This window comes from Bacteroidia bacterium, assembly GCA_041391665.1.
In the GTDB taxonomy this organism is placed as follows: domain Bacteria; phylum Bacteroidota; class Bacteroidia; order J057; family J057; genus JAGQVA01.
In genome coordinates, this window is sequence record JAWKNO010000002.1 from 2,676,560 (window position 1) to 2,702,298 (window position 25,739).

Consider the following 25,739-nt stretch of genomic DNA (forward strand, 5'->3'; position numbering starts at 1 on the left):
AGGTAAGAGTCAAGAAAAAAATGAAATTATTTTTCCTTTCCTGGCCCCAGCCCGTGCAGATTTTGCCCGATAAAGGAATGGGGAAATTTTTCAATCCCCGGAAAACCGAGTTTAATGTCTTTGCCAGTATAAGGGATATAGTCGGTTTTGAAAATGTAATCCCAGATCGCCAGTGAGATACCGAAATTTATTCCATAGGGCTTATCTTCTGGAATGTCATAGGCGTGATGCCAGATATGCATTTCCGGGCTGTTGAATATAATTTTCATAAATCTGCCCAGCACAAAAGCTCCTGCGAGGCTCCCGCCTGCTATGATCAGCAGATAAGAAACCACCACAGGCAACGAAGCTGCTTCCAAAGCTGCTGCATTGATGGTGGCAATCCAGAGTCCGGCAAGTCCGCCAACTACAGCGCCACTGACTTTACCACTGACGGTGATATTGGAGTGGTTGTAGTGCCCGATGGCGAGGGTGAAAATATGGATAATAAAAAAGTCATTCAGCCCAATTCCGATCAGTGCCAGGGGAAGGTATTCAATAGAGCGGTACACCACATTCTCCATCCAGTGATAGCGAAGATGTGCGGCAAAACCCATCTGTTCCACAGAGTGATGCACTTTGTGAAATTCCCACAAAAAAGAAACCCTGTGCAACAGCCTGTGCACCCACCACTGCACAAAGTCGCGCACAAAAAAACCTAACAGTAAATGTGCCCATACTGGCCAGGACTGCACTTTTATCGCCACAAGATTGGTAATGCCGCCCAATGCCAACAGGTCTTTGAAGAGATTGACGACAACGTCGGAAGCGGCATTATAGATAATGAGCGAAAAGAGGAAAAAATTAAAAAACATGTAGAAAAAGTCCAGCCAGAAGTCTTTTCTGAATCTGGGCTGTGTTTCCCGCCATGGTCTGATCCATTCCAGTGTGAAAAAAAACAGGGAAACTGCAATCAGCCAGTAAAAATAATTATGAATGGCTGGATGCGTAATCTCATGCCACAAATACCCGGCGTAGCCGGTATATCCATTGATAAATATCTCCCAATACTTTGCCATCTCTATATCGTCAAATGCCTACTTAATAATTTGTAATTCCTTGCTTGTCAGTTGTCATTCCCTATAGGATACCATTCTTCCACCACCAGATTTTGCCTTCTCCCTGCATTTTCAGGCGGGCCGTAATGCTTCGCCAGGTAATCCAAAATTTTGGGCTCATTTACGCCCAGATCCCAGAGTTTCTGGTTGGCCTGCATCCAGCGGATCATGCTTTCCCACCCTTCGCGCGTTGCGCGGTTTTGTAATACCAGACTGCTGGAATGACAGGCTGTGCAGGTCGCTTTTACGATTTGGTAATCTCCTTCGGCGATAAATCCTGTCGCGACATCTTTGCCGTTTTCGACCTGTCCGTCATCGGGTGGCTGCACATAATTTGTGGCTGAGGATGCCTTCGTAGCTGTATTTTCTCCGGACAATCTGCCTGGTGGAAACAGGGTCGATCCTACGACAATCGCGACCATTACCGCCACCACGATTGCGGGCAGAATAATCTGAAGTTTATGCTTTTCTGTTTCTTCCATTTCGTTGCATTTAGGCGATTTTGATGGCGATTCGGTGACAGGCATTGTTGAGATACCCCTGTGGGTTCCAGCCCGGGACGACCATCGGCTGGCCTACACCATTGGTATCCACGGCTCTGGCCCATACTTCGTAATACCCTTGTTGGGGGAATTTGAGTGTCGCCTCGAAAGGCTGCCAGGCAAGTCGGTTGCGCGGTGCGGATACCTTAGCCTCCTGCCAGGTTGCCCCAAAGTCTATAGAAACTTCCACCTTTTTTACCATCAGATCTCCTGCCCAGGCTTTGCCTCTGATTGTCAGCGTTTTGCCCATAGGCAATATACCTCCGGATTTGGGGTAAGTGATCAGCGACTTCACGGGCATCGACTCGATGATACACATATCTTCGTCGGCAATTTCTGCTCCGGGTGAAACGGGTTTGCAGGGAACCCGATACGACTTCCCGTTCATTTTTTCCCCGTCATGGACCTTATTGCGAATGTCAATTCTGCTCAGCCATTTGCCGGATACAGAAGCTGGCCAACCACCGATGATCAGCCGTAGCGGGTATCCGTTCATGACCGGAAGGTCTTTTCCGTTGATCGCCCAGGCGATGAGGGTCTCGTCTTCCAGGGCTTTTGCCATCGGCACACCTCTTGAAATTACTACTTTATTGGGGTCGCCGGACAAATGTACGTCCTTGCCATAATAGCCGATATATACGGCGTCTGACTTGATGCCGACATCATTTAGCACATCTTTCAGGCGGATTCCTGTCCACTCAGGGCAGCCAACCGCTCCGGTTGTCCACTGGTTGCCATGTGCCGGCGGATTAAACTCCGATCTTCCGTTGCCGCCGCACTCTAAGGTGAGCTGGTAAGTATAGGTTTTGAACTTTTGTTTGAGTTCTGCCAGGGTATAGGTCTTTTCCTGTTTGGCAGACTCCCCGCCGATGGTCAGTGTCCATTTGCTGACATCTATATTTGCCGGAACATTCCCATTGTTTCGGATAAACAGCCTGTCTGCGGGCGTAATCAGGTCATCAAGCAAATGGGCGGGCGTCTCCACATTCCAGGGTTTTTCTGAGAGTATGGTAAGTCCGGGGTGTTTGCCTTTGATGGGAAACGGCCCATCGGGATCCAATAAGGCGACAGGAACAAGCCCTTCAGGCATATTGTCCCCAAATACAATATTGGCACCTAATACAGAACCCATCAGCGCCAGCGCACTTTTGCTAAGAAATCCCCGACGGGAAAAGGGATTGGAAAAATGGTGATTATCCTTCACGTTGGTAGTAGTTAAACAACTGATTTGGGTAAATATAAAAGATAATTTTTAGCCCTTTTGTAATAAAGATCACAAAAAAGGCGATCCCTTGTGGAATCGCCTGGAAAATAGCACAAACTGAGGAATATACTATCTATGCCAGCCCGGACGGAAGTTTTCCAACAGGTTTCCGTCTGCATCAAAAAACAATACATTGCGCTCACCCAAAACTACTCCGTAAACCATTGTGCCATCTCTTTTGGTTACGGTGAATGCTTTCTCTACGGTGTCTGAAGGGTTATTCGTGGTAAGGTAATCGGCAATGGTCTGTGGCAGATCAGATACCTGAATCTCCGTAAAGCTGCCATGTGCCTGTGGTCCATGATGACGACCACGTCCTTTCTGACGGTCTGCAACCAGCTCTCCGTTCTCATCAAAAGCCAGAAATTCTCCTGAGCTGAGACTCACTACATACACAACTGAACCATCGCGACGTGTAACTTCACCCGCCCGAAGGATAACTGATGAGGAAAAATTCGCAGCCAGATAGTCGATCGCTCCTTGTGGCAGATTGGCAGGATCAATAGCTGAAACCTGACGACCACTTCCATTGCAGGACATTTCAGTGCTGTCTGTTTCTACAGAATACAAAATCGTGCCGTCAGAAGCAGTGATTTTATAGGCAGCAAGAATACTTTGGCCGGGAAGGGCTCGGGTTACCGCGTCGGTGACTTCTGTGGGAAGCTCACTTACCGAAATGGTTTCTGCTTCGCCTGAGAATAAATTATCAAGGTTGATGGTCTCACTATTACATGCAGAAACCAATATGGCCAAAGCGAGGATCGAAAGATGAAAGAGTTGTTTGAACATAACAAGTTAAATTAGTGGGTGAAAAACAATGTCATCACGCATCGGTCCGAAGAATGGTTGGTCGGGGAAATAAAATTTATTTTTTTTCTTTTGGTAGCAACCAAATGAAAAATTACTGCGTGTTGTCGTGGAAAATTAAACCAGAGAGATACTTTGTCTGACGCAGAACTCAAAGAATTGATTGCCGGATGTCGGAAGGGTAACCGGGAAAGCCAGGAAAAGCTTTACCGGAAACTTTACAACTATGCCATGAGCATATGTCTCCGCTATTCACGCGACAGAGAGGAAGCGAAAGAAATCGTCAATGACGGGTTTGTGAAAGTGTTTTCCCGAATGGAAAAATACTCAGATGAACTCTCTTTTCAGGGCTGGGTCAGGCGCATTATGATCAATTCGGCGATAGACTTTTACCGCAAAAATCAGAAACATTACAATTCGCTGGATATCGTTTATGCCAGTCATGTTTCGGTGAATGAATCTGCGATAGAAAGTCTTTCCGAAGAGGAAATCATGGGGCTGGTCCAACAGCTCGCGCCTTCCTACCGGATTGTTTTTAACCTTTATGTGATGGAGGGATTTAAACACGAGGAAATTGCCCAAAAGCTCAACATCAGCGCCGGAACCAGCAAATCCAATCTGGCAAAAGCGCGGGTGAAACTTCAGATGATGCTCGAAACCATGTACGGAGAGAATTGCAGGAATTATGGATGATAAACAATTTGACAGGTTGCTGAAAGGAAAACTGGAAAGTTTTCACGACACAGGTCCCGTAGATGAAGCCGGGATGGGAAATGTATTTGCGCAGGTTGACGCGATCAGCCGGGGAATTCCCTGGTATCTTGCCTATAAACCTTATCTGGTTGCCGCAGGTATAAGCTTGCTGGTAATCAGTTCGGCGTTTGCTTTCTGGATCTATCAAAAGCAGGATGCCCGTATCGAGGCACTGGAAAAACAGGTAGTGGATTTAAAGGAAAATGTAAAAGACGAAATTAATCCCGGACCGACCATTTCCCCGACTCCCCAATTGCCTCAAAATCAGTCCCTTTCTCCCGAAACCATTGTTCATTCACCCGTCATTCACCCACAAACTTACGCCTATCAACAAACCTATACTTCTGATTCTTCCCACAAAACAAATAACCCGCAGCAACCAACCCGGCAGATATTTAACCAGGTAACGACTATAGCAGAATGGGGCAACCTGTCGTTTCTTCCGCCGCGTTTTGATCTCCTTCAACCCTCCCTGCCGCTGCTAACCGATTTCCAAAGCGGATTGTCTTCAGATATGGAAGAACAAACGATAGAGAAGGATGAAAAGGAACAACCCAAAATCAATTTCGCCTCCCGGATTCGTGTGGGTGTGGGTACTACATTTTTAAAACCCAATCCTGACATCGGAAAAGCGCAGGCGAATATGAGTCCGGGTATAGTTATGGAGTTAAAATTGACGGATCAACTGAGACTAAATATTACGCCGGGTTTCAACCGACGCAGTTACGCTATCCAGAATCCAGAGCGGTTTCGCCCTAAAATCGAGCGGTATCCACGCCTGCCAAATCTCAATGAGACACAGGTCGCGGAGATTAAAGTCGTTACCCGGATGGTGCGTTTGCCGGTGGAACTGAATTACGTTTTTGGAAGTTCCAACCACAAAATCCGGCCTTATGCCGGCGCAGGTATTGTTGGCAATCTTCAATTCTCTCAGGACTTTACGTATCGCCGTGGCGGCAATGATTTTCACCCCGGAGCGAGAATTGACAAAAGAAATTTTGCACTTGCAGGTATGAGTATTCAGACAGGCGCGGAAATTCGCCTCGCCGAAAAATCCTACGCAAGGCTGGGGCTGTTTTACGAACAACCGCTCAAAAGCCAGGGCGCAGAACAGCGGAAATTCAGCGCTGCGGGGATTTCTGCTTCGTTATGGTTTGCGGGAAGCTGACGCCTTTTCTGCTGCATATTCCCGGTGAAAGTACACCATGGAAAGCAATATGCAAATACCGCCGATGGCAAACATCACGTAGCCGGAACCTACGAAAAAATCCAGCCAGCTGAGATTCGGTTTTCCGAAATCCTTAAACAGCATGACGCCCACACTGGCCAGATAACCAAACGAATCTGCCAGGTAAATCAGAAAACCCACATTGCTGACGATGCGAAAAGAGGCGATCAGCCGGTCAAAAAATATGCTGTTGTAAGGCACATATCCCATATACAGTCCCATGCCCACGAGCGTCATCCAGATTTCCGGCCCCATGATTTTCCTTTCGAATAAAAACGTGCTTCCCCCTACAAGCATCACCCCGGCGAGGATGATCAGATGGTTGACTGCCAGTGCTTTGTAGTTATCTTTGATAAACATCACAGAACCCATCATTACGAGGATTGCCAGCGAAACGGGCACTTCGGTTTTGGTGAAAATCGACGCCGATTCCCCATAGCCCAGGGCCTGCCAGATTTCGGCGGCAAAGTTGTCCCGGAAGTCGCGGAAAGCCGTGAGCAGCATATAGGTAATGATCAGCGCGATCAGGCCCGGGAGGAATTTTTTGACAAAAGCTATTCGCTCTGCAGCATTCATCGGGGCGCGGTGCGTGCGGAGTTCCTCGTCTTTTGATGAGGGCGGAGGAAGTTGTTCGAGCATCCACACAAACAGCAGCAGCGGTACAACAAAAATCAGCCCCGTCAAAAACGGCATCCAGAACTCGGAGACGCCCGAAAGCAGGACCCATTTGCCTACCGACTTCACAAAACCCGAAGAAAAAATGAAACTCACAGACAGCCCTGCGCCGAGCATTTCGGTAGTCTGACGACCTTCCAGAAAGCTGAACACCAGTCCCCAGACCATACCAAGTGGAAAACCATTGAGAAACAGAAAAGGAATATTGTAAGGCGCAGGCGTAAGCGCAAAACCCAGCAGCGCCAGTTGGGCAGAAAGAATCAGCAGAATAATCCATTTGCCCCTGCCCGTGCGGCCCGAACGTTCGGCGATGACCTTGATCCCGATAAATTTGGAGAGCATATACCCCAGCACCTGCGCGATGAGCAGCCAGGTTTTGTAATTGACCCCCAGAAACAGAATCCCTTCAAACGTCGCCACAGCAAACGGTTTGCGGAAAGCGTACATACAAGAGTAAGTACAAAACGACGCAATGATCGCATACAGCGAAAAAATGGCGGGGTGAAAGCGGGAAATACGATCCTGCAAGGTGGTGTTGGTCATTGGGCTGGATTTCGGTTCGACCAAAGATAGAAGAAATTGCGGATGAATCGGGGAATGTGAGCATTACCATTTTGTTATTTTTTGAGGGGCGTGTCCGGTGGGTTCGACTCCGCTCACCCACCGGTTTTTTTCTCAGCCACTGGTTTTGTTGCATTATCCACCGGTTTTGTTGCGCGTTATGGCGCAGCATCGACCGGCGGCTGAGCGTAGTCGAAGCCCCGGTCATATTGGCGCAGCTCCGGTGGGTTCGAGCCGAAGGTCCCATTAAGGGGAGCCTCACCCACCGGTTTTTTTCCTCACCCACCGGTTTTTTTCTCAGCCACTGGTTTTGTTGCATCACCCACTGGTTTTGTTGCGCGTTATGGCGCAGCATCGACCGGCGGCTGAGGTGACTCGAAGCCCCGGTCGCATTGGCGCAGCTCCGGAGGAGCGAAATGTCGGTAGGCTTATCACAAAAAAAAAAGGCCGTCCCTTGTCCGGGACGGCCACCTTAAAAAACCTTAACCAATTATTTTTTTAAAACCATCTTCTGGGTCGTGATGCCCTGGCTGGTTTTAATTGTAGCGAGGTACATACCGTCGGCAAGTGCACCTGCTTCGAAGGTTACTTCGTGGTTGCCCTGCATCTGGAAGCCCTGGAACAAGGTGGTGATTTTGCGGCCGGAGAAGTCAAATACTTCAACGGAAACCTGTCCGGGACGTGAGAGCTCGTAAGCAACTGTTGTATAGGTGCTGAACGGGTTCGGATACGTGATCATCGCATGTACATCCTGACGGATATCGTCGTCAATATCAGTTACCATCCACTGCTCTTTAATCGAAGGCCAGTAGTTCAGGTCACCTACAGGGAATCCGTTGTCGGCTGCTGTATACGAAGTGCTGGTGGTCGGATACGATGCGTCTATCTGATCGGGGAAATAACCGCCTTCACCACCTACACACCAGTTTTCGGGGAAAGTAGCAGCAGCCGGATCTGTGAAATAGGCGTCAACATATGCGTTGATCGGGGAACATACCTGAGTGAATGTCAGAATCTCTGAGAAATATGCGGGATCAGGAAGACCTGCAAGTGCAACTGCTGAATCGACCGTAGCGGTTGTAAAGTAGGGCGCTTCTACGGAATCGTATTTTGCCCATACCTGATACAGTACAGAGTCGAAGAAGATATTGTTATTGCGGATATCGAGGATTTGGCCGGGGAAAATCGTATCGAGAGATATTACACTAAAATGTTTCTCCGGCTGTGTCTGCTCTGTCGTACGTGCCTGATTGTGTCCCAGACTGATGACATTGGCAAAAAGGCTGTTGGTTACCCTTGCATAATGTACTTGCCCCAACTGCAATCCCCCGTGAAATCCTACGGTATTAAATGCAGTCATGTGGTCAATTTTCAGATAGTTTACAACTGTACCCATATTCCGGATGATCCGGTCGCTGGAGTTGTAGGTAGTAGTATTGACAATCACCAGTGAGTCTACATAAGGCGCTTCCGGACGCAGGTCAATCAGTCGGCCATTTCCACCTACCGTAATGCGGTGTCCAAGGTTACCTGCTTTTACGTCCTGAATAAAAACTTTGAGTGAGTCAGCCATCAGGGTAATTGCTGCTCCACGGTCTCCGTCAAATTCGCAGCCGGTGATGATTACCTTGGATCCTTTACCTCTGAGTTCAAACATCCGGTTGAGGTAAGCGCCATCGGGTCTGTAACCACTAATTGAGATGCCCTCGATCGTGAGATCACCCTGGGAACGAATGAAGTCAGCACCATAGGTCCCTGCTGCGCTTTTGCCAGGGGTAAGCTTGGGAAGAAAACCTGTACCGGCTTGTGCGCGCAGTCTCAGGTGATACCCAAAGTTTTCGATCGTACGTCCCTGGGGATACTCATGGCCTCTTACCAGTTCGTAAATCGTGCTGGGGTCATTGGCGCGGCCGGTTGAGTCCGCTACAATTGCATCGTAAAGGATGTCGGTTGATGAATCAGGGTTTGTACCACTGGCAGGATCCCATCCCGGAACAACAACTACGCGTTGTGCGGACATATTCATAGCGCAGGCCAAAATCAGGGCCACAATAGAGAGAATTCTGTAAAGATTAGTCATCATTTTGATAAGTTTTGGTTATTGGATGAGTAGTAATTGAAATTAGTATTTATACTGAATGCCGAGGTCAATGGTCATACCGTAGCGGTTGTCGCTGCGGACATATTGTGGAAGGTATTGGTATTCCAGTTCTTTTGCATTGGCGAAGTTGGCAAAGCTGGCCATAAGCATCAGGTGTTTGCCCAGTTTTTGGGAAACACTCGCGTCATACCGCAGGAACTTGGCCACGTAGCGGCGGGTGTATTTTTCTCCGCTGAGTTCTGCCGCTGTGCTAAAACTCTTCAGATATGAAGACTGGTAGATCAGGGAAACGCGTGCTGAAAATCCTTTGTAGTCATAGCCGAGCGAAACGTTGGTAATCCAGCCTACCTGATCGGGCAAGGTAGTTTCGTTAAACTCTATATAGGAATTTTCAAAATCGACGACATTCCGCCGCAGTACCGGGTCATACTTGGTGACTTTTTTAAACAAAGGAACATAGGTTCTGGACCAGAGTCGCGTAGCGTTGACGCTGAGTACAACGCCATTCAGCGGTTTGGGCAGCATTTTCAGACTTGTCTGAAGATCTGCTTCAAGTCCGTAAACGATCGAATTGTCGAAGTTGATGTAGTCTTCCGGCACATCGTACACAGCACCGGGATAACCCAATGAAAGCGCTTCTTCCGCAGACATTACGCGGTCTGTTTGTGTAAAGTAGTTGTCAAAATGTTTGTAAAATCCACCGAGCGTAAGCAGACCCCATTTTCCTGAAAATAGCGATACCGAAGCGTCGTAGTTCCATGCTTCTGCATATTTGAGCTGAGGATTTCCTCTGAAAAGCCTGCCATTCGTAACATCAAGCCTGGCCCGTGGGAGGATCATATTGTAATTGGGGCGGGCCAGGGTTTTTACTGCTGACATTCTCACATCAAACCATTTGAGCGGTTTGATTTTTATATGCACGCTGGGAAGCAATTCTCCGTACTGCTGGTAAGAGGTTGTATCTCTGATAGAACCGGCGGCTCCATTTACATCCAGCGATGAAATATACCCGTGATAGCGGTTGTCTGAATATTCATATCTCACACCTGGAATAATGGAAAGCCAGTTGCCATATTTGATTTTTGCCATCGCATAACCCGCCTTCACAGTTTCTGTCAGGTCGTACCGCTGATGCTCCTGGTCATACTGAAGCAATAGTTCGCCCTGCTGATAGGTATGCCAGTCATCGACAGTCTGCATATTGATCAAAGGGGCGATAAAATAGGTATTGCCCCAGATCGGTAACCGGTCATCGCCCTCAAAAAAGTTGCTCAACATGATATGGTCTCCGGTCGACCCCCCCTGCACAAGCGTACCCGGCCAGTTGCTGACTGCCTTGGCTCTAACATTGGCATCGAGATAATACCAGGGCTGCTGCATGAAATCCTGCTCCCTGATACGGTCGTCATACCGGTATTTACCCCCGACTTTCAGAAAACCACCGATTTTTTTGCCGAGGTTAAAGTCCATTTTAATATCTACACTTCCTGTATAGTTGGTCTGGCTGGTTTTGGATGGTTCAAATGTGTATCGCTGAAGCCACGCTTTGTCGTAATTGAAGTTTCTCTGGGCCAGCATTTCATCGGGGGTATAGAAAAATCCGGTAAGATTGATGCCGTCAAATTGTTGAAAAACCATTCCCACATCATAAGGATTATCGTCAACCGTCTGGCTTCTTGCAAGCACCCAGTCAATTTCAAACAGGGAAACTTTTTGTTTTCCACTCAACAGCGTCTGGAGGGTGGATGTTGCAGATTCGCTGTGACGGGGATTGTGCGTAACCGTGGCCGCATTGCTGTACACATTTGCCAATTGTTGCAGATCACTGTTTCGCTGGCTGAAGAATGCCTGCGCGACTACATAGCCGCTTTTATACTGGTAGTCCAACTGCAAATTGCCGCCAATCCGCTGCAAAAAGTTGATATTGTCCTGAATGGTTGTGCCTGTCAATGGCCATTGGTCATCGCCAAAATTGGAGTCCCAGCTACTCGAAGCACTTTCCGAACTACGGTTGATTTTTTCAATATTCGCTTTGGCAATAACACCGAATTTTTTATTAAAAAATCTGCTGCTTCCGTTGATAGACGCTTTATAGTTGCTAAACTGATCGCTCAGACCATTGTAACCGCCATAAGCTCTGGCGATAATCTGCGTTTCATCCATCGCGCGAAACACGCCCAGATTGACAATCCCGCCAATAGCATCTCCATCCATATCTGCGGTCGGCGATTTATACACTTCAATGCTGGACAGCAATTCCGGAGAGATCATACTAAGGTTTACCGAACGGTCGGTTGCACTGGTCGAAGGAACCCGAACCCCATTGATCGTGACGGAAGTCAACTCTGGACTCAGCCCTCTGACCACTACCTGTGATGCCTCACCACCTGTACGGTTGACTGAAATGCCCGGCAAACGGCCAATAGCCTCTGCTGCATTTACATCTGGCAATTCTTTGATTTTGTCGGAGGAAACAACATTTACCAGCGCGTCAGAATTGAGCTGCTGGTTGATCGCTTTGGTTTGACCCAGAAGCTGGGCAGAGATGACTACTTCGTCCAACAATAGTCCTTCGACAGTCATGCCTATGTCAACTTTGGTATCCTGTCCGGCTTGAACTTCTACCGGGACAATTTCCGTGCGATAGCCAATATAGGTGATACTGAGCTGATATGAACCTGAAGGTATATTTCTAAGATTATACTGCCCGGATTGGTTGGTCAGCACACCGCGTTCGGTGCCGACAATAATAACTCTCGCACTTGGCAACGGGCCATCTGTGGACTTGTCTAAAACTACTCCGGACACCGAACCGCTGCTTTGAGCAAATGTGGCCTGGATTCCGGGCAGTGTAATGGAGAAAAAGACAAAGCTGATAAGTAGAAGTTTTTTTAGCATAATAGTAGTCGTTTTCAGAGTAGTTTGGGGTTCTCCCGGGTAAGTATCACAATAGGTAAATAATCATCAGAGCAATCATAACAATCAGTGTGGTCAGAATAACTTCTGCCATAACAATTACTTTAAATGAACGCCTGTTCTTCACTTTCTTTTAAGTTGTCATTCAAAAGTAAATGGAGCCAGGGTGAGAGAAGTATAATTTAGGAGGAATCCCGCTGAAACTGGGGGAATATAATCCGAATTTGGTAGGTCAAAAGTCTAAACGCTGGATCGGTTTCTGGTCTGGAATTCAGACGGTGTCAGGTTATATTCCTGAACAAAACATTTGCTGAAGTATTTTGGATCCTTAAATCCTACCTGCCACGCCAATTCTGAGATGTTCATGTTGTGGTCGCGCAGCAACTGTGCCGCACGCTTTAGCCGGATATTTTTGATGAAATTGTTGGGCGTCTGGTCGGTCAGTGTTTTGATTTTGGTGAATAACAAGGCCCGGCTTACGGCCATCTCTTCTGCAAAATGTTCGATATCAAAGTCGCTGTTATCCATGTGATTTTCTACCACTTCAAGTGCTTTCCGGAGAAATTTTTCATCAGCGGTAGTTACCGTCACTTCCTGCGGTTCCAGCTTAATGACTTTACCAAACCGCTCCCTCAACTCCTGCCGGGATACCAACAGGTTTTTTACCCGCAATCGCAGTTCTTCAGGGTGGAAGGGCTTGGTCATATAGTCATCTGCACCGGTTTTTAATCCTTCGATTTTGTAAACGATGGAGGTGCGTGCAGTGAGCAGAATGACAGGGATATGACTGGTAGGAAGATCTTCTTTTAACCTTGCCGTCATTTCTACCCCGTCCATCGTGTCCATCATAATATCACTGAGAATAAGATCGGGGGTTTCGGCTTTTGCTATCTCCAGCCCGACATAGCCATTGGGGGCTAAGAGTATCTTATAGTCTGGTCTAAAGATATTGTTCAGGTACTGCCGCAGGTCGTCGTCGTCTTCGACGATTAACAGGGTAGCGTGGGGGTGTGGATCGGTTGGCTTGGAAATATATTCTTTTTCCAGATGCTCATTGCCCAAAGGCAGGGAAATGGTAAACTTCGCGCCCTTCCCTGGTTTGCTTTCTACGGTTATTTCCCCTTTGTGAAGCTCAATCAACTGCCGGGATATCGCCAATCCGATGCCTGTACTTTTCAATTGGGGGCGCACCGGGCTTTCTACTTCGTAAAACCGCTTGAATATCTCTCCGATATGTTTTTCCTCAATCCCTTTGCCATTGTCTTTGACTTCAATGATGATTTGTTCCTGCTGAAGAGCGACAGATAAGGAAATAACGCCATTGTCCGGAGTAAATTTAAAGGCATTGGACAAGAGGTTGTACACAACTTTTTCGAGTTTGTCTGTATCTACCCAGGCCTTGACCGGCTGCGGAGACTGATGGTAGGTATAGGAGATTTTATGCAGATCTGCATGTTCTTTAAAAGCCAGAAATACTTCTTTCAGAAAGGGATTGAGTTCCGTTTCCGTAGCGGAAAGGTGCTGGTGGTCGCTTTCCATTTTGCGGAACATCAACAGCTGGTTGACCAGATTAAGCAGCCGCTGGGCATTTCTTCGTATCGATGACAACTGGTTCCCGATCCAGGGATCGTGCCCCGCATGAGACATGATTTCTTCCAATGGCCCCAAAATCAGCGTCAGGGGTGTCCGAAACTCATGGGTAATATTGGTGAAAAAGCGGAGTTTCATTTGATGGAGCTCCTCCTGCTTATGTTTTTCCACTTGTTCTAACTGTAACTGATGGCGAAACTGTGCCCGCATACGGGTAAACCTGATCAGTGCGATCAATGCACCGAACATCGTAAGCCCGTAAATCATAAATGCCCACCAGGATTTCCAGGGCGGTGGCAAAACCGTAATTTCCAGGGTGCGGATCTCCGGATTCCAGATGCCGTCATTGTTGGCTCCTTTGAGCATAAAGGTATATGTACCCGCTTCCTGGATGGTGTAGTTGGCTGATGATTTTCCGACTGAATAGTTCCAGTGACTCTCCAGCCCGTTGAGCCTGAATGCGTAGCGGTTGTTTTCGGGACTCACATAATTTAATGCCGAAAACCCTATCGAAAATATGGCCTTGTCGTGTCTGAAGATGAGTTTCCGGGTGTGGTCTAAGGATTTTTCCAGCAGATGGTCGCCGCCATTGATCGGTACATATTGGTTGAATACGTGTAAATCTGTAAACACAACCGGAGGAATATACGGATTGGGCGTAATCTGGCCAGGATGAAACAGGGTAAATCCGTTTGCCCCGCCAAACAACATCTCACCGCTCCGGGTTTTCAGGTAGGCGTTAAAATTAAATTCCAGATTCTGGAGCCCATCGGCCAAACTATAGTTGTTGAATTTTTTTTCCAGCGGATGAAACCGTGAAATGCCATTATTGGTACTGAGCCAAAGGGTTCCCGTATCGTCTTCCAATATCCCCATGATGATATTTCCCGGCAGCCCGTCTTTCATGGTAAAATGAATTTCTTCTCCTGTGCGGCGATTGAGCGAAACCAATCCTCCTCCATAAGTGCCTACCCATAATATCTGCCGGTTTTTGTCTTCATGCAAACAAAAAACCCCGATGTTTTTTAGCACATGTTGAAACCTCGCTGGTTGACCTTCCCCGGGCACAACCATCATATCCAGACCATCTTCTGTGCCTACCCAAAGGTTATCGTCTTTGTCTTTCAGCAAGGTCCGCAATTCATCGGAATAAACAGAGGTGCTGTCACCGGGATCGTGGGTGTAGTAAGAAAAACCCATCGTATTCAGATTGAGGCAGTTTAATCCCCCTCCATAGGTACCAATCCAGAGTTTTTCTCCATCTCTCAGCAGGGCATAGACATTGTCGTTGTTGATGGATTTGCCGGCATGGTCGGTTTTACGAATATGCTCAAATACGCCCTTATCCGGGAAAAATCGAACGAGTCCGTTTCCATACGTGCCGATCCAAAGGCTGCCATCTCCCGCTTCGAGTATTTTTTTGATATTGCTGCCTTTGAGCCCTTGTGATTTTTGGGGGATATACTGAAAGACGGAAAAAAGATTTTTCTCTTTATCAAAATAGTTTAACCCACCGCCTTCCGTACCGATCCAGAAGTTTCCTTTTTTATCCTCTACAAATGAGCTCACTACGTTGTAAATCAGGCTATTGGTGTAGGGCGAATGTTGATAGTTGACAAATCGGTTGTTGAGTTCATCGAGAAAACTGACCCCACCGAAAAAAGTGCCGATCCACAGGCTGCCTTTTTTGTCTCTGAAGATACTTTTGATCGAGTTATTGCCCAGGCTCTGATTCTCAAAGCCATGATTCAGGTGCCTTTCGAATGTTTGTGTCTGTGGATTAAATTTATTTAGCCCCCATAATGTTCCTACCCACAGGTTGCCTGCCAGATCAGTCTCCAGCGCACGCACATTGTTGTGGGTCAGTGACGTGGGGTCGTTGCTATTGTAGAGGTATTGGGTGAATTTTTTTTCAATGGGGTTCCATTTATTCAGCCCTCCGTCATGGGTGCCAATCCAAAGGTTTCCGGCTTTGTCTGTAGTCAATGCCTGGATATGGTTGTCATTCAGGCTGCCTGGCCGGTTGGGTTCAGAAAAATAGCGGATAAATGTGAACCGATTTCCTGCCTGACGCGTCAATTGGTTTAATCCGTATTGTGTACCAAACCAGAGGCCACCTTCTGTATCCTCCGTAATACAGACAATGGTTTCATGACTCAGGCTTTGCGGATTTTGCGGGTCATGGGCAATTCTGATAAAACGGTCATTTTCCCTGTCGTAAAGATTTAACCCGTCTAATGTCCCTACCCAAAGTCTGCCGGACCGATCCTGATAAATGCAGCGAATTTCACTATGACTCAGACTTCCAGGGTCATCTTCAACATGTTTGTATTGGGTAAACCGGTCTGTGATTGCATCGTACTTGTTAAGGCCGTCGATTGTCCCTATCCAAAGTACCGTATCCTTCTGATCAAAACATAGACTCCGCACATCACTGTGCGACAGGGATCGTGTGTCTTCGGGATTATTTCTGTAAGCTTTAAAACTGTATCCGTCAAACTTGTTCAACCCGTCTTTTGTCCCCATCCAGATAAATCCTGTCTGATCCTGGGTAATGCAAAATACTGACCCTTGTGAAAGCCCATCTTTTACGGATAAATGCCTGAATTCCAGCTGGTTTTGAGCGCTTGTGCCCAAAACCCCTGATACCAGTAGTAGTGAAAATATCCATCCTTTCCAGGTCTTCATAATGGAAATATACAGCGAAAACCTGTACTGTGAAAGGCAATCTCTTTGCCCTCTATATTCGCTTAGGGAATGAATACTTCATCAAACTTATAAGAAGGCCCGCAATTACCGGAATGAGCGCTGATATTCTTTTTTGATGGATATTTTTTCGCAGGTGTTCCGGTTCGGTTTCTCTTAAATATTTCGCTGCCGACCGGGTCGGTAAAAATTTCTTCAATCGGGTTGGTAAAACCATTGCGAATAAAAGTGACATGTTGTGGCGGAAATTTCCCTATGCCGCCCAGGCGGATTTCCCCTCCGCCGATAAAAGTATTGCGCGAAATGATGACACTGTCCAAAGGATCGACTTTGTAATTCTGAAGGTTGATGGCAAAGTAGTCGCCTGTTTCAAAATAATTGTCATACACTGCATAATTCTGCCCTTCCTTTATCCTGATTCCCGCTCCCTGAATGAAATAGTTTCCGTGGACAATTGCATCGCTTCCGTGCCGGAGGGTCAGGTGTGAAGGGCCATTGTCAAAAAAAGTATTGTAGCGGAATATATTATTTCTGGCTTTGTTGGAGATCACCTCTCCGTCTCCGTTGCAGCGGTAAAAAAAGCAATACTCCACGACGGTTTTGCTGTCAAATTCGCCCTGATAGCTATACCCAATCCGCAAGGCTTCGATCCCATAATCCCCGCCGGCGCCCGGGGGCGCGGTATGTTCTCTGAATGCGCAATACCTGACGGTATTGTGGCCGGGAAAGTCTTTATGCGCCTGAATCTGTACTACGGAGTTGCCTTCCTGCCCTGGCGGAGCCAGCGGTTTTTTTTCAAAGCTGCAGTTTTGGATCGTGTTGTAGGTGGCAGAAGGTAGTGTATTGAGATAATAGTGCGACTGGTACCGGGTGAAGTTTAGTTCTGTAATCAGGTTGTGACTTCCCGATATGGTCAGAATATCACCTTCAATTTCGCCTTCAGCAAATTGAAACCCTGAAAAAGTTCCTTCATCCGCAGTGATTTGTACTGATGATTTACCGGTAAAAATGGTCGCCCCTGGCTTTTCTGCCATAACGGTTAATCCATTTTTTGAAATAGTAAATATCACATCTTCCCGGGTTCCGGAAACCCACGTAATGGTATCTCCCGGCTGTGAGGCTTTTTCTGCTTCATAAAACCCTGCAACACTGTGTACCGATAGGTTTTTTGCCAATAGTACCGTCGTGATCTGTGCGGTAACCGCACATACGATTGCCAGTCTCTTTAACAGAATGTTCATTTCCTTATAAATGGATAAGCGTAAATCGTACCGTCTTCAAGTTCTGCGTTGAGTATATATTTCCCTGCTGCAACCCCCGAAAGATTGATGGAAAAGTCCGCCCCCAGTTCTGCTTTCCATACTTTTCCGGTATTGTCTATCAGTTGAATTCTGCGGATTTTGCCTGGCTCTGTCATTTCTATTCTGATCTTTTCTCCGGCAGGGTTTGGATAAAGGGTAAATGGTTTTTTCCGTAAATCGTTGCGGATGCCTGTGGGCCAGCCAAAGGTGATTTCGTAGATTTTGCGCCCTGTTCCGGAACTATTCCCATAGTCGAGTACAAACAGCTTTTGGCTATCCTGCAACACATCTATCGGGCGAATAAAGCCCGAAATCATTCGCGTTGCGCTCAGGCTGTCGTCATTGAGCAGCCGGATATGCAAAAGGTCGCGCCCGTCGCCTGAAAGCAGGTTGCCGCCATTGTTGTAGGACACCATAAACCCGTCTCCCCGAAAAGGGGCAGGAAGCAGGTCCAGTGTATCGAAGACCAGCCCGGTAGGACTTCTGTGCCCGGAGAAAGTGGTGATGGTAAGGCCGAGATTGGAGGCGTCCATTACCGCTCCGGTGATACTGTCTCTGAATTTGTCAGCATCAGGGCCGATGTTTTTGTACGGCTGTACAAAATCAATCCCCTCCGGCATCGCCGGAAAAAGCGTGTCAGGGTTGTAGTATCCCTGATTATTGGCTCCTGAGGGCAGGAGTTTGTCTGCTGTCGGGTCGTAATTTCCAAATTGTAAGGGATTGCGTTTTCCGCCGATCCACCATGGAAATCCGAGGTGAGTCCCTGCTTCAATCCGGTAAAAACCTTCCCCCACATCTCTGCGGTCGGAGTTGGAGCCGCCGTAAAGTGCGTGCCCTTTGTCCCATGCGAGGCAAAACATATGTCTCAGTCCTTCTGCGTAGAGATATCCGCTGGTTTGGAGCCAGGTACTGTCATTTTGGAGGATGATTTTTTGTGCAGGCGAAACGGGTATTTTCAGCAATTTTCCTCTGATTGGCTGGTCGCGAAGGCCCAGGGTATTGGGCACACCGGAGAGCTCGTGGACTTCGCCGGCATTGGTACGGGTTCCGCTGTGGAGATACAGATATTCGCCTCCGGGATCTACTGTCAGCTCGCTAAAGCGGTGATCGTTGAATGATTTTCCAAGAAAATAGGGGACAGATTCGACGATCGTCTCCCAGGGTCCCGCGGGCAAAGTTCCCTTCATGACGTAGCCAATCATGGTCGTATCCCCTTCCTGTACTACTGATCCGCAAATATAGATTTGATCCTGATGGATGGCCATTCCGGAAATGTATTCCAGACCGTGATCTTCGGGGTCAAACAACAGTTGTACTGAGCCGTTGTTTATTTCAAATATTTCGCCGTAAAGCGTGCTGTAAATGAGGTTGCCACCGGGGAGTTTTCCCAGCCTTACCGGCACTTCCTGAGTGGAAGGCAGGGAGACCAACGTTTTGATGGAAATGTCGGGGACGTGAACCACGGGGGCCTGTCCAGGCAATAATTTTCCCTGAAAAAAGGAAATCGCCAGCAGGAGAAGGGTGTAGATGCGGGTAGTGGTAATGAGTTTCATGGAAACAAGGTAGAAACTCCACGCAAAACTTTGTTATACCCTACCGCCTTTCTTCCTGCGCTTCCTCTAAATATATACGATATTCCTCCCTGACATATTTTTCTTACTAAAAAGGGGAGTGAATAAGCGGTATGGGTGTCGTTTCGGCGATCTTTTTTTCAAAAATTCCCGCTACGATTTTTTCCGTCTGATCTGGGAAATCTATCTGAATGCTCCTTCCTTCACAAACCCAATCGGTAAGATATGACAGGGTGAAGTTGTCAATTTTGGGTATGACATGCACGCCCAGTTCACGTAAAGCTGCGGCATTACACTGCTGTTCATATTGCCCTTTGATCGGGATACAAAACAACTTTTTACCCATATAGAGCGCTTCAGCCGGGGATTCAAATCCTGCACCGGTAAGCATGCCTTCACAGGTGATAAAACTTTCTACAAAATCCTGGTTGTTGACAGGCCGAACCAGAATATTTCTTATTTTTTCTGTTTTACGGGCGTATTTGGAAAAGATCTGCCATTCTACCTGAGGGATTTGTCCGAGAAGGGAAATCAGCCTTTCATCTCGTACCGCAGGCAGGTAAACGGTGTAATGGCCTTTGGATACCGGCTGGCTGTTGCGAATCTGTTCACGAATGACCGGGGTGTGAATAAAAGAATCATAACGAAGAAAATGAAAGCCGATGGCTTCATCTCCCGGTGCATAACTTTTTAGTACCCATTCGCCAAATGACTCTCTTTTTTCCGGCCTGGGGCATTTTTCAGACAAAAAAGAAGCCTGGTGTCCCATCGAAATACAGCGTACCCCCCGGATTTTGGCAGCCCAGGCAGTGACAGGCTCAAAGTCATTGATAATCAGGTCGTAGTCTTTGATAGGAAATTGTTGAATTTCCTTAAGCAGGCGAAAAGAAAAGTTTTCGCTGACTGTTTTGCCATAATGGATCCCTCCTTTTTGGTTGTAGGCAAAGGAGAATCCATGAAGTTTGTATTTGACGGGGTAGGGGAGTTGTACTTCACTTTTGGTACCACTGATCATGAGATCGAGGTGGCAGTGTGGTTGTAGCTGGGGGATAATGTCCCTGGCACGACTGATATGGCCGTTGCCGGTACCTTGAATCGCGTAAAGTACTTTCATATACACCAAAAGATTTTATGAAATGATCAGTTCTTTCTGCTGCGGGTGTTGTTTTGTCTCAAAAAAGGCATCATCAATTGCAGTGAGCAATTTTTCTCCGGGAGTCATATCTTCGAAGCGGAAAAGCGACCATTTGTTGTGGTGGTATTCGAGGGCAGTGAGGTTTTCGATCCAGTCTCCTGAGTTAAGATACGTAACTTTTCCTTCAGGTTTCACAATTTCCCGGATCTGCGGCTGATGGATATGACCGCAAATGACATATTCGTAGCCCTGATCGATGGCAAGCTCAGCTGCTATTTCTTCAAAATCACTGATATACTTAATGGCAGATTTTACACCATTTTTGATTTTTTTGGAAAATGACATTTTTCCACGGCCCAGTCTTGCCAGCGTCCAGTTTACAATACTGTTGAGGAAGATCAGGAAATCATATCCCACCGCGCCAAGTTTTGCCAGCCATTTGGCGTGTTTCATACTGGCATCAAAAATATCTCCGTGGAAGATCCAGGCTTTTCCTTCCGGGAGATCCAGGATTAATTTATCGCGAAGGTGGAAGGTACCCAGCGAAAAGTCAGAGAATTTGCGCAGCAATTCGTCGTGATTGCCTGTCAGGTAGTAAACCGGTACCCCCTTGCTGGTAAGGCGGATCACCTCCTTGATCACTGCCATATGAGATTTGGGCCAGTACCGTTTGCTAAACTGCCAGATGTCGATAATATCGCCGTTGAGAATCAGCATTCCCGGCTGAATGCTCTTGAGGTAGGTAATGATTTCTTCGGCCCGGCAGCCATAAGTACCGAGGTGAATATCAGACAAAACAACAATTTCAACTTTTCTTCTGCTCATGATGGGAATGGATAATCGTAAAAAAAGCTTCCCCGACCCGGAGATGGGTCAGGGAGCGTTGACATGCCACAAAGCTTGAGGAACTCTTTACAGCAAGTTGCTGAAGTATGAGATTTATGGAAGTCAGTTGGCACATGAAACTGTAATTCCTTTACCGTAAAATCTTCTCTGCAAAGATGAGGCAGTCATATTAACTCTGTATTATTCCAATCAAAAGGTTTCAAGTCCTTACTGTTAAGCGATCATTAGGGGAAAAATCATTTGCACGGCTATCCGGTAATGGTAAACAAAAACATGTCGATGTGGCACGATTGGAAAAATCAGGCATCAGGTATAGTGGTTCAGACCAACATAAGCATTAATTTGGCCGTTGAAATGAGAACCATTTAATCACATATCTCAATTTAATCAACCTATCAGTATGAAAAATCGAATTATTATTACCATGATTCTGGGCTTTGCCCTTTCTTTTACCACCATCAACACTTTACAGGCTCAGGCACATACAAAAGGGCAGGTCGGTATCACTGCAAATGTCGGCTACAGCCTTATCGGCGCGCTCTTTCAGGCAGCTTCAGTGGGTAGCGATCAGATAACTTCTATTCCTGTCGTATCAGGAATGGTAGATTTTGGAATTGCAGATCAGTTTAGTGTCGGTGCTGCAGTTTCCTATCAAAGTATTTCGATCAATGATGTGGATATTAACAGCAATAATGTCAAAAATACCCTTAGCTGTATGAATATCGGTATTCGTCCATTGTTCCACTTTGGCAATTCAGAGGAAGCTGATTTTTATGCAGGTATCCGGGTAGGATATACCCGCTGGAGTGCTTCGACCAACAGCTCAGACCCTGATTATGATCCACTGAATGTTTACAATACTCCTGGTCTCGTCAGTCTTCAGCCTATATTAGGGGGTACTTACTACTTCGGTCCTGTAGGTATCAATGGGGAAATAGGCATGGGTACTTACCTTGCCGCTCTGGGGGTAAAAGTCAGAATCTAAGTTTTGGAAAAAATATAACAAAAAAAGGCGCAGCAATGCGCCTTTTTTCGTATTGTCGGATATGGTAAGACGCGACTATTTTCTCAAAATGATCGAAGAAGCCGGTTATGCCCTGGCGCGAATCCTCGGCCTTCGCAAAGAAGGGCGTTATGAAGAGGCATTCGATCTGATCAATGATACGCTCAAAAGTTACTTCCCTTTTGACCGGGAATTGGTTCACCATACTTCCCCCGATGACCTGGGCGAATTTCTCGTCCATGAGCATAAACTCACCGAAGAACATCTGGCGTTGCTGGCGGATGTTCTCAGAGCCGAGGGCGATATTTGGTATGCGCGCGGCGAATGGGAAAATGCCAACAGCAGCCTGAGGCGTGCTCTGGCGCTGATTCAGTATCTGGACAATATTCACCCGGAAGAGTATTCATTTGACCGGGCCAACAAACTAGCAGAAATCAAGGCGAAACTGAAGGGGGAGACTCCGCCAGCAACTGACATTTAAAAATCATGTCCCGCGTCCACTTGATATCTTCGTAAGTACCATTTGCCGTCAGAAGTTCTTCAAGATGTTGCTCAAATGCAATGAGCGCGTCCTTATAGCGAGCCAATTCCAGAAAAATAAGCCCTTTTTCCCTGGTCAGCTCTATGGGTAAATGTACGGCGGATCTTTCTGCTTTCTGAATATAAGCCAGCGCCTCCAGATTACCGGTTGCCGTTTCCTGATACGTGCGCAAAAGCATAGCTTTGAGAAGATATACCTCGTCTGTCGTAATTCCGGCTGTGATTAACCTGTCCACTGCCTGTTCTGCATTTTTATATTCTCTCAATTCCCGAAAACGCCAGACCTCACGGGTAATGGCAGTAGCAATATTTCGGGTAAAAAGGAGGGTATCAGTTTGCCTGGAATCCGTGGGCAGGGTTTCCATAAATTTTTGGGCAAAATACTCGGCATATCGTTTTTCGTGTAGAGTTGCGGTTTGCTCATACCGGGTTCCTGAAGCCGCAAAACTGATAAAGTGATCGCCGACACTATGGCATACCATCCCGGCAAGTGCCTGTATCATTTCCCTTTCATTTTTGAATCCTGTAAGCCATGATATCGATGCCAGAATGGTTCCATCGGCATGTACAACGGGTTGTTCATAGTCCTGCAAAGTGATATATAACCGGAAATGCCTTTCAGGCCCTTTTAACGAGATCATGGGGCTGGGATGAATCTGGTCAAGGATTCTGCGGAAATAATCATCGAGATACGGGTCATGGAAAATTTGTTTCCATTCTTCCATCTGCTGCAACAGTCGCCGGGATTCTGTTTCCATACTATCTCTGCTTTTTTTTCTCCAGCCCTTCCCGATAAAGGCTTCACTGCTCATGAGAAACCACGCGCTTTCCCAAAATGTCAGATCGTCGGGTAAAAGTTGAACATTTTTGGCGAGAATCGTGATGGTATTTCCTTTTATAGCCGGGTCATCGAGGAAATAATGTATGGTGTCGCCAGGTATAATTTTGCCACTAAGGCTAATGGGCTCTTTCCTGATGGCCCGGATCGTAATGGTGTCCCCTTTGTTGAGATAATAAGAGATGTTTTTGAGTACGATCCCCTTTAATACCGGCTGACTGCACACGGGTGGAGCGGACATGGCCAGCAACAGAAGGAAAAACAGTAGATTTTTTTGCATGTGTTGTTCATTTTGGAAAGCTCAAAATCGCGAATTTTCAGCTTTTATGAATGTTGTGGCGAACAGGTGTAAGAGGGAACCTATCAACCGTGCAGGAAAAAGTAAAACGCGTGTCATCTCAGCCGCATAAGCGTGGATTCGTATGGCTATTCTTAACTAACACTCGTTTGGTTTACGTAATTTTTAAGAAAAGTCCTTCCTGGTTAGGAAATCCAAAATCTTATTGTCAATTTAGCGGCACGGAAATAACTCTTAGCTATGCGTTTATTCCTCCTGCATTCCCTGCTAAATCTACTCCGACTACGACTATCCCTTAGTTTGTAGTTGGGTAAGGAGTATTTCCGGTGAGCTTTCTTTAAATTTTCCATTAACACTTCGGTATAAACCCTTAATCCCACTGACATGAGTGATCGTGTTTACGTATTTGACACTACCCTCCGAGATGGCGAACAGGTGCCTGGTTGCCAGTTAAACACCATTGAAAAAATCGAGGTTGCAAAAGAACTGGAATTTCTGGGTGTGGATGTCCTGGAAGCGGGTTTTCCTATTTCCAGCCCTGGCGATTTTTTGTCTGTAACTGAGATTTCAAAGGCGATCAGCGAGCCGATTATCTGTGCCCTGACACGTGCCGTGGAGGCAGACATAGATTGTGCCGCAGATGCCCTGAAATATGCCAAAAGAAAGCGTATTCATACCGGAATAGGCAGCTCGGATATTCATATTTTCAATAAACTGAAAACTACCAGAGAAGATATCATCGAAAGAGCGATCCGCGCTACAAAATACGCCAAAAAATATGTGGAGGATGTGGAGTTTTACTGCGAAGATGCCGGAAGAGCAGACCTCGAATTCCTCGCCCGTATGGTCGAGGCGGTTATCGGTGCTGGGGCGACTGTGGTAAATATTCCCGATACTACCGGCTATTGCCTGCCTGAGCAGTACGGCGCCAAAATTAAGTATCTGATGGAAAATGTGTCCAATGTGCATAAGGCCATTCTTTCCGTCCATTGCCACAACGACCTCGGGATGGCGACTGCGAATACCATTGCCGGGTTATCCAATGGTGCCCGTCAGATGGAAGTAACGGTAAATGGAATCGGCGAACGAGCCGGGAACACTTCGCTCGAAGAAACAGCCATGATTCTTCGCAGCCACAGAGACCAACTGAATCTGGAAACCAATATCAATATCAAGCGCATTTATCCTACCAGCCGGCTGATCACACGTCTGATGCGGATGCCCGTACAGCCCAATAAAGCCATCGTAGGGCGCAATGCGTTTTCTCACTCCTCGGGCATTCACCAGGATGGGGTGCTCAAACATCGCGAAAATTACGAAATCATCAACCCGCAGGATGTCGGCGTTCCCGAATCGTCCATCATTCTTACGGCACGAAGCGGAAAAGCAGCTCTTGGCCATCGCCTGGATAAACTTGGGTTTACCATCACCAAGGATGAACTCGCCAAAATCTACGATGATTTTCTCGCCATCGCCGATCAGAAAAAAGAAGTGCAGGACGAAGACCTTTTCTCTCTCATGGGGGTTGAAAACGCCAACCGAATCCTTGAAATTGAAGCACTGGATATCCACTGTGGAAAAGGAAAACCTGCCCGCGCTCATGTAAGCATCAACCGCAACGGTACCATCCTCTACAATGAAGCTGAAGGCAATGGCCCGGTAGATGCCTTGATAAAAGCCATTGACCGGATCATGGATATCCCCGCAAAACTGGAAGAATACCTCGTGCAGGCCATCACTGGTGGAAGCGATGATATGGCGAAGGTACATATTCAGGTAAGCATGAATGGCATTTTTTATTATGGGTTTGGTTCAGATACAGATACGGTTTTTGCCACGGGAAAAGCTTATCTTGACGCACTAAACAAAATTTAACACTCAAAAACCAACAGCCAAAAGCCAACAGCCAAAAGCCAACAGCCAAAAGCCAAAAGCCAAAAGCCAACAGCCAACAGCCAACAGCCAAC

Annotated in this window: 18 protein-coding genes; 5 read left to right on the forward strand and 13 right to left on the reverse strand. The window is 46.9% G+C overall.

The window, feature by feature from the left end:
• Positions 1 to 26: 26 nt before the first annotated feature.
• The 4 genes from R3D00_22210 to R3D00_22225 form a co-directional block, all read right to left on the reverse strand.
• Complete coding sequence (locus tag R3D00_22210) at positions 27 to 1,058, reverse strand: sterol desaturase family protein (protein ID MEZ4775910.1); 1,032 nt, start codon at positions 1,056 to 1,058, stop codon at positions 27 to 29.
• A 47-nt stretch (positions 1,059 to 1,105) separates the two neighbouring features.
• A complete protein-coding gene (locus R3D00_22215) occupies positions 1,106 to 1,579 on the reverse strand; it encodes a hypothetical protein (protein MEZ4775911.1) in 474 nt (157 codons plus the stop codon).
• A 10-nt stretch (positions 1,580 to 1,589) separates the two neighbouring features.
• Entirely contained in the window at positions 1,590 to 2,771 is a 1,182-nt protein-coding gene (locus R3D00_22220) for a sulfite oxidase (GenBank protein ID MEZ4775912.1), read from the reverse strand.
• 201 nt (positions 2,772 to 2,972) lie between these two features.
• Positions 2,973 to 3,692 (reverse strand): PepSY-like domain-containing protein, encoded by a 720-nt coding sequence (locus R3D00_22225; protein ID MEZ4775913.1) that lies wholly within the window; start codon positions 3,690 to 3,692, stop codon positions 2,973 to 2,975.
• Between the two features lie 153 nt (positions 3,693 to 3,845).
• On the opposite strand from R3D00_22225, the gene R3D00_22230 reads away from it, so the two are divergent.
• Both R3D00_22230 and R3D00_22235 read left to right on the forward strand, forming a co-directional pair.
• A complete protein-coding gene (locus R3D00_22230) occupies positions 3,846 to 4,403 on the forward strand; it encodes an RNA polymerase sigma factor (protein MEZ4775914.1) in 558 nt (185 codons plus the stop codon).
• Complete coding sequence (locus tag R3D00_22235) at positions 4,396 to 5,631, forward strand: outer membrane beta-barrel protein (protein MEZ4775915.1); 1,236 nt, start codon at positions 4,396 to 4,398, stop codon at positions 5,629 to 5,631. The genes R3D00_22230 and R3D00_22235 overlap by 8 nt, the downstream gene beginning before the upstream one ends.
• Here the strand turns inward: R3D00_22235 and R3D00_22240 are convergent.
• The 8 genes from R3D00_22240 to R3D00_22275 all read right to left on the reverse strand — a co-directional run bounded on the left by R3D00_22240 (position 5,611) and on the right by R3D00_22275 (position 21,072).
• Positions 5,611 to 6,909: a DUF5690 family protein gene (locus tag R3D00_22240; protein MEZ4775916.1), complete on the reverse strand. Its 1,299-nt coding sequence runs from the start codon at positions 6,907 to 6,909 to the stop codon at positions 5,611 to 5,613. The genes R3D00_22235 and R3D00_22240 overlap by 21 nt on opposite strands.
• Before the next feature lie 508 nt (positions 6,910 to 7,417).
• A complete protein-coding gene (locus R3D00_22245; protein MEZ4775917.1) occupies positions 7,418 to 9,010 on the reverse strand; it encodes a T9SS type A sorting domain-containing protein in 1,593 nt (530 codons plus the stop codon).
• 39 nt (positions 9,011 to 9,049) lie between these two features.
• Positions 9,050 to 11,926: a TonB-dependent receptor gene (locus R3D00_22250; GenBank protein MEZ4775918.1), complete on the reverse strand. Its 2,877-nt coding sequence runs from the start codon at positions 11,924 to 11,926 to the stop codon at positions 9,050 to 9,052.
• Between the two features lie 258 nt (positions 11,927 to 12,184).
• Complete coding sequence (locus tag R3D00_22255) at positions 12,185 to 16,222, reverse strand: two-component regulator propeller domain-containing protein (GenBank protein ID MEZ4775919.1); 4,038 nt, start codon at positions 16,220 to 16,222, stop codon at positions 12,185 to 12,187.
• A gap of 62 nt (positions 16,223 to 16,284) precedes the next feature.
• A complete protein-coding gene (locus tag R3D00_22260) occupies positions 16,285 to 17,481 on the reverse strand; it encodes a chondroitinase-B domain-containing protein (GenBank protein ID MEZ4775920.1) in 1,197 nt (398 codons plus the stop codon).
• Positions 17,478 to 19,094, reverse strand: a complete 1,617-nt coding sequence (locus R3D00_22265; GenBank protein ID MEZ4775921.1) for a T9SS type A sorting domain-containing protein — start codon at positions 19,092 to 19,094, stop codon at positions 17,478 to 17,480. The genes R3D00_22260 and R3D00_22265 overlap by 4 nt, the downstream gene beginning before the upstream one ends.
• A gap of 106 nt (positions 19,095 to 19,200) precedes the next feature.
• Positions 19,201 to 20,226: a glycosyltransferase family protein gene (locus R3D00_22270; GenBank protein ID MEZ4775922.1), complete on the reverse strand. Its 1,026-nt coding sequence runs from the start codon at positions 20,224 to 20,226 to the stop codon at positions 19,201 to 19,203.
• A gap of 15 nt (positions 20,227 to 20,241) precedes the next feature.
• Positions 20,242 to 21,072 (reverse strand): UDP-2,3-diacylglucosamine diphosphatase, encoded by an 831-nt coding sequence (locus tag R3D00_22275; GenBank protein MEZ4775923.1) that lies wholly within the window; start codon positions 21,070 to 21,072, stop codon positions 20,242 to 20,244.
• Positions 21,073 to 21,493: 421 nt separating this feature from the next.
• On the opposite strand from R3D00_22275, the gene R3D00_22280 reads away from it, so the two are divergent.
• Positions 21,494 to 22,078, forward strand: coding sequence for a hypothetical protein (locus tag R3D00_22280; GenBank protein MEZ4775924.1), 585 nt, complete (start codon positions 21,494 to 21,496; stop codon positions 22,076 to 22,078).
• 61 nt (positions 22,079 to 22,139) lie between these two features.
• Complete coding sequence (locus tag R3D00_22285; protein ID MEZ4775925.1) at positions 22,140 to 22,577, forward strand: hypothetical protein; 438 nt, start codon at positions 22,140 to 22,142, stop codon at positions 22,575 to 22,577.
• On the opposite strand, the gene R3D00_22290 is transcribed toward R3D00_22285, so the two are convergent.
• On the reverse strand, positions 22,531 to 23,754 hold the full coding sequence (locus R3D00_22290) for a hypothetical protein (GenBank protein ID MEZ4775926.1): 1,224 nt from the start codon (positions 23,752 to 23,754) through the stop codon (positions 22,531 to 22,533). The genes R3D00_22285 and R3D00_22290 overlap by 47 nt on opposite strands.
• A gap of 402 nt (positions 23,755 to 24,156) precedes the next feature.
• Here R3D00_22290 and R3D00_22295 point away from each other — a divergent pair, with 402 nt between their 5' ends.
• The gene (locus R3D00_22295; protein ID MEZ4775927.1) at positions 24,157 to 25,647 is read left to right on the forward strand and encodes a 2-isopropylmalate synthase; all 1,491 of its coding nucleotides are present in this window, start codon (positions 24,157 to 24,159) and stop codon (positions 25,645 to 25,647) included.
• The last annotated feature ends 92 nt before the right edge of the window (positions 25,648 to 25,739 follow it).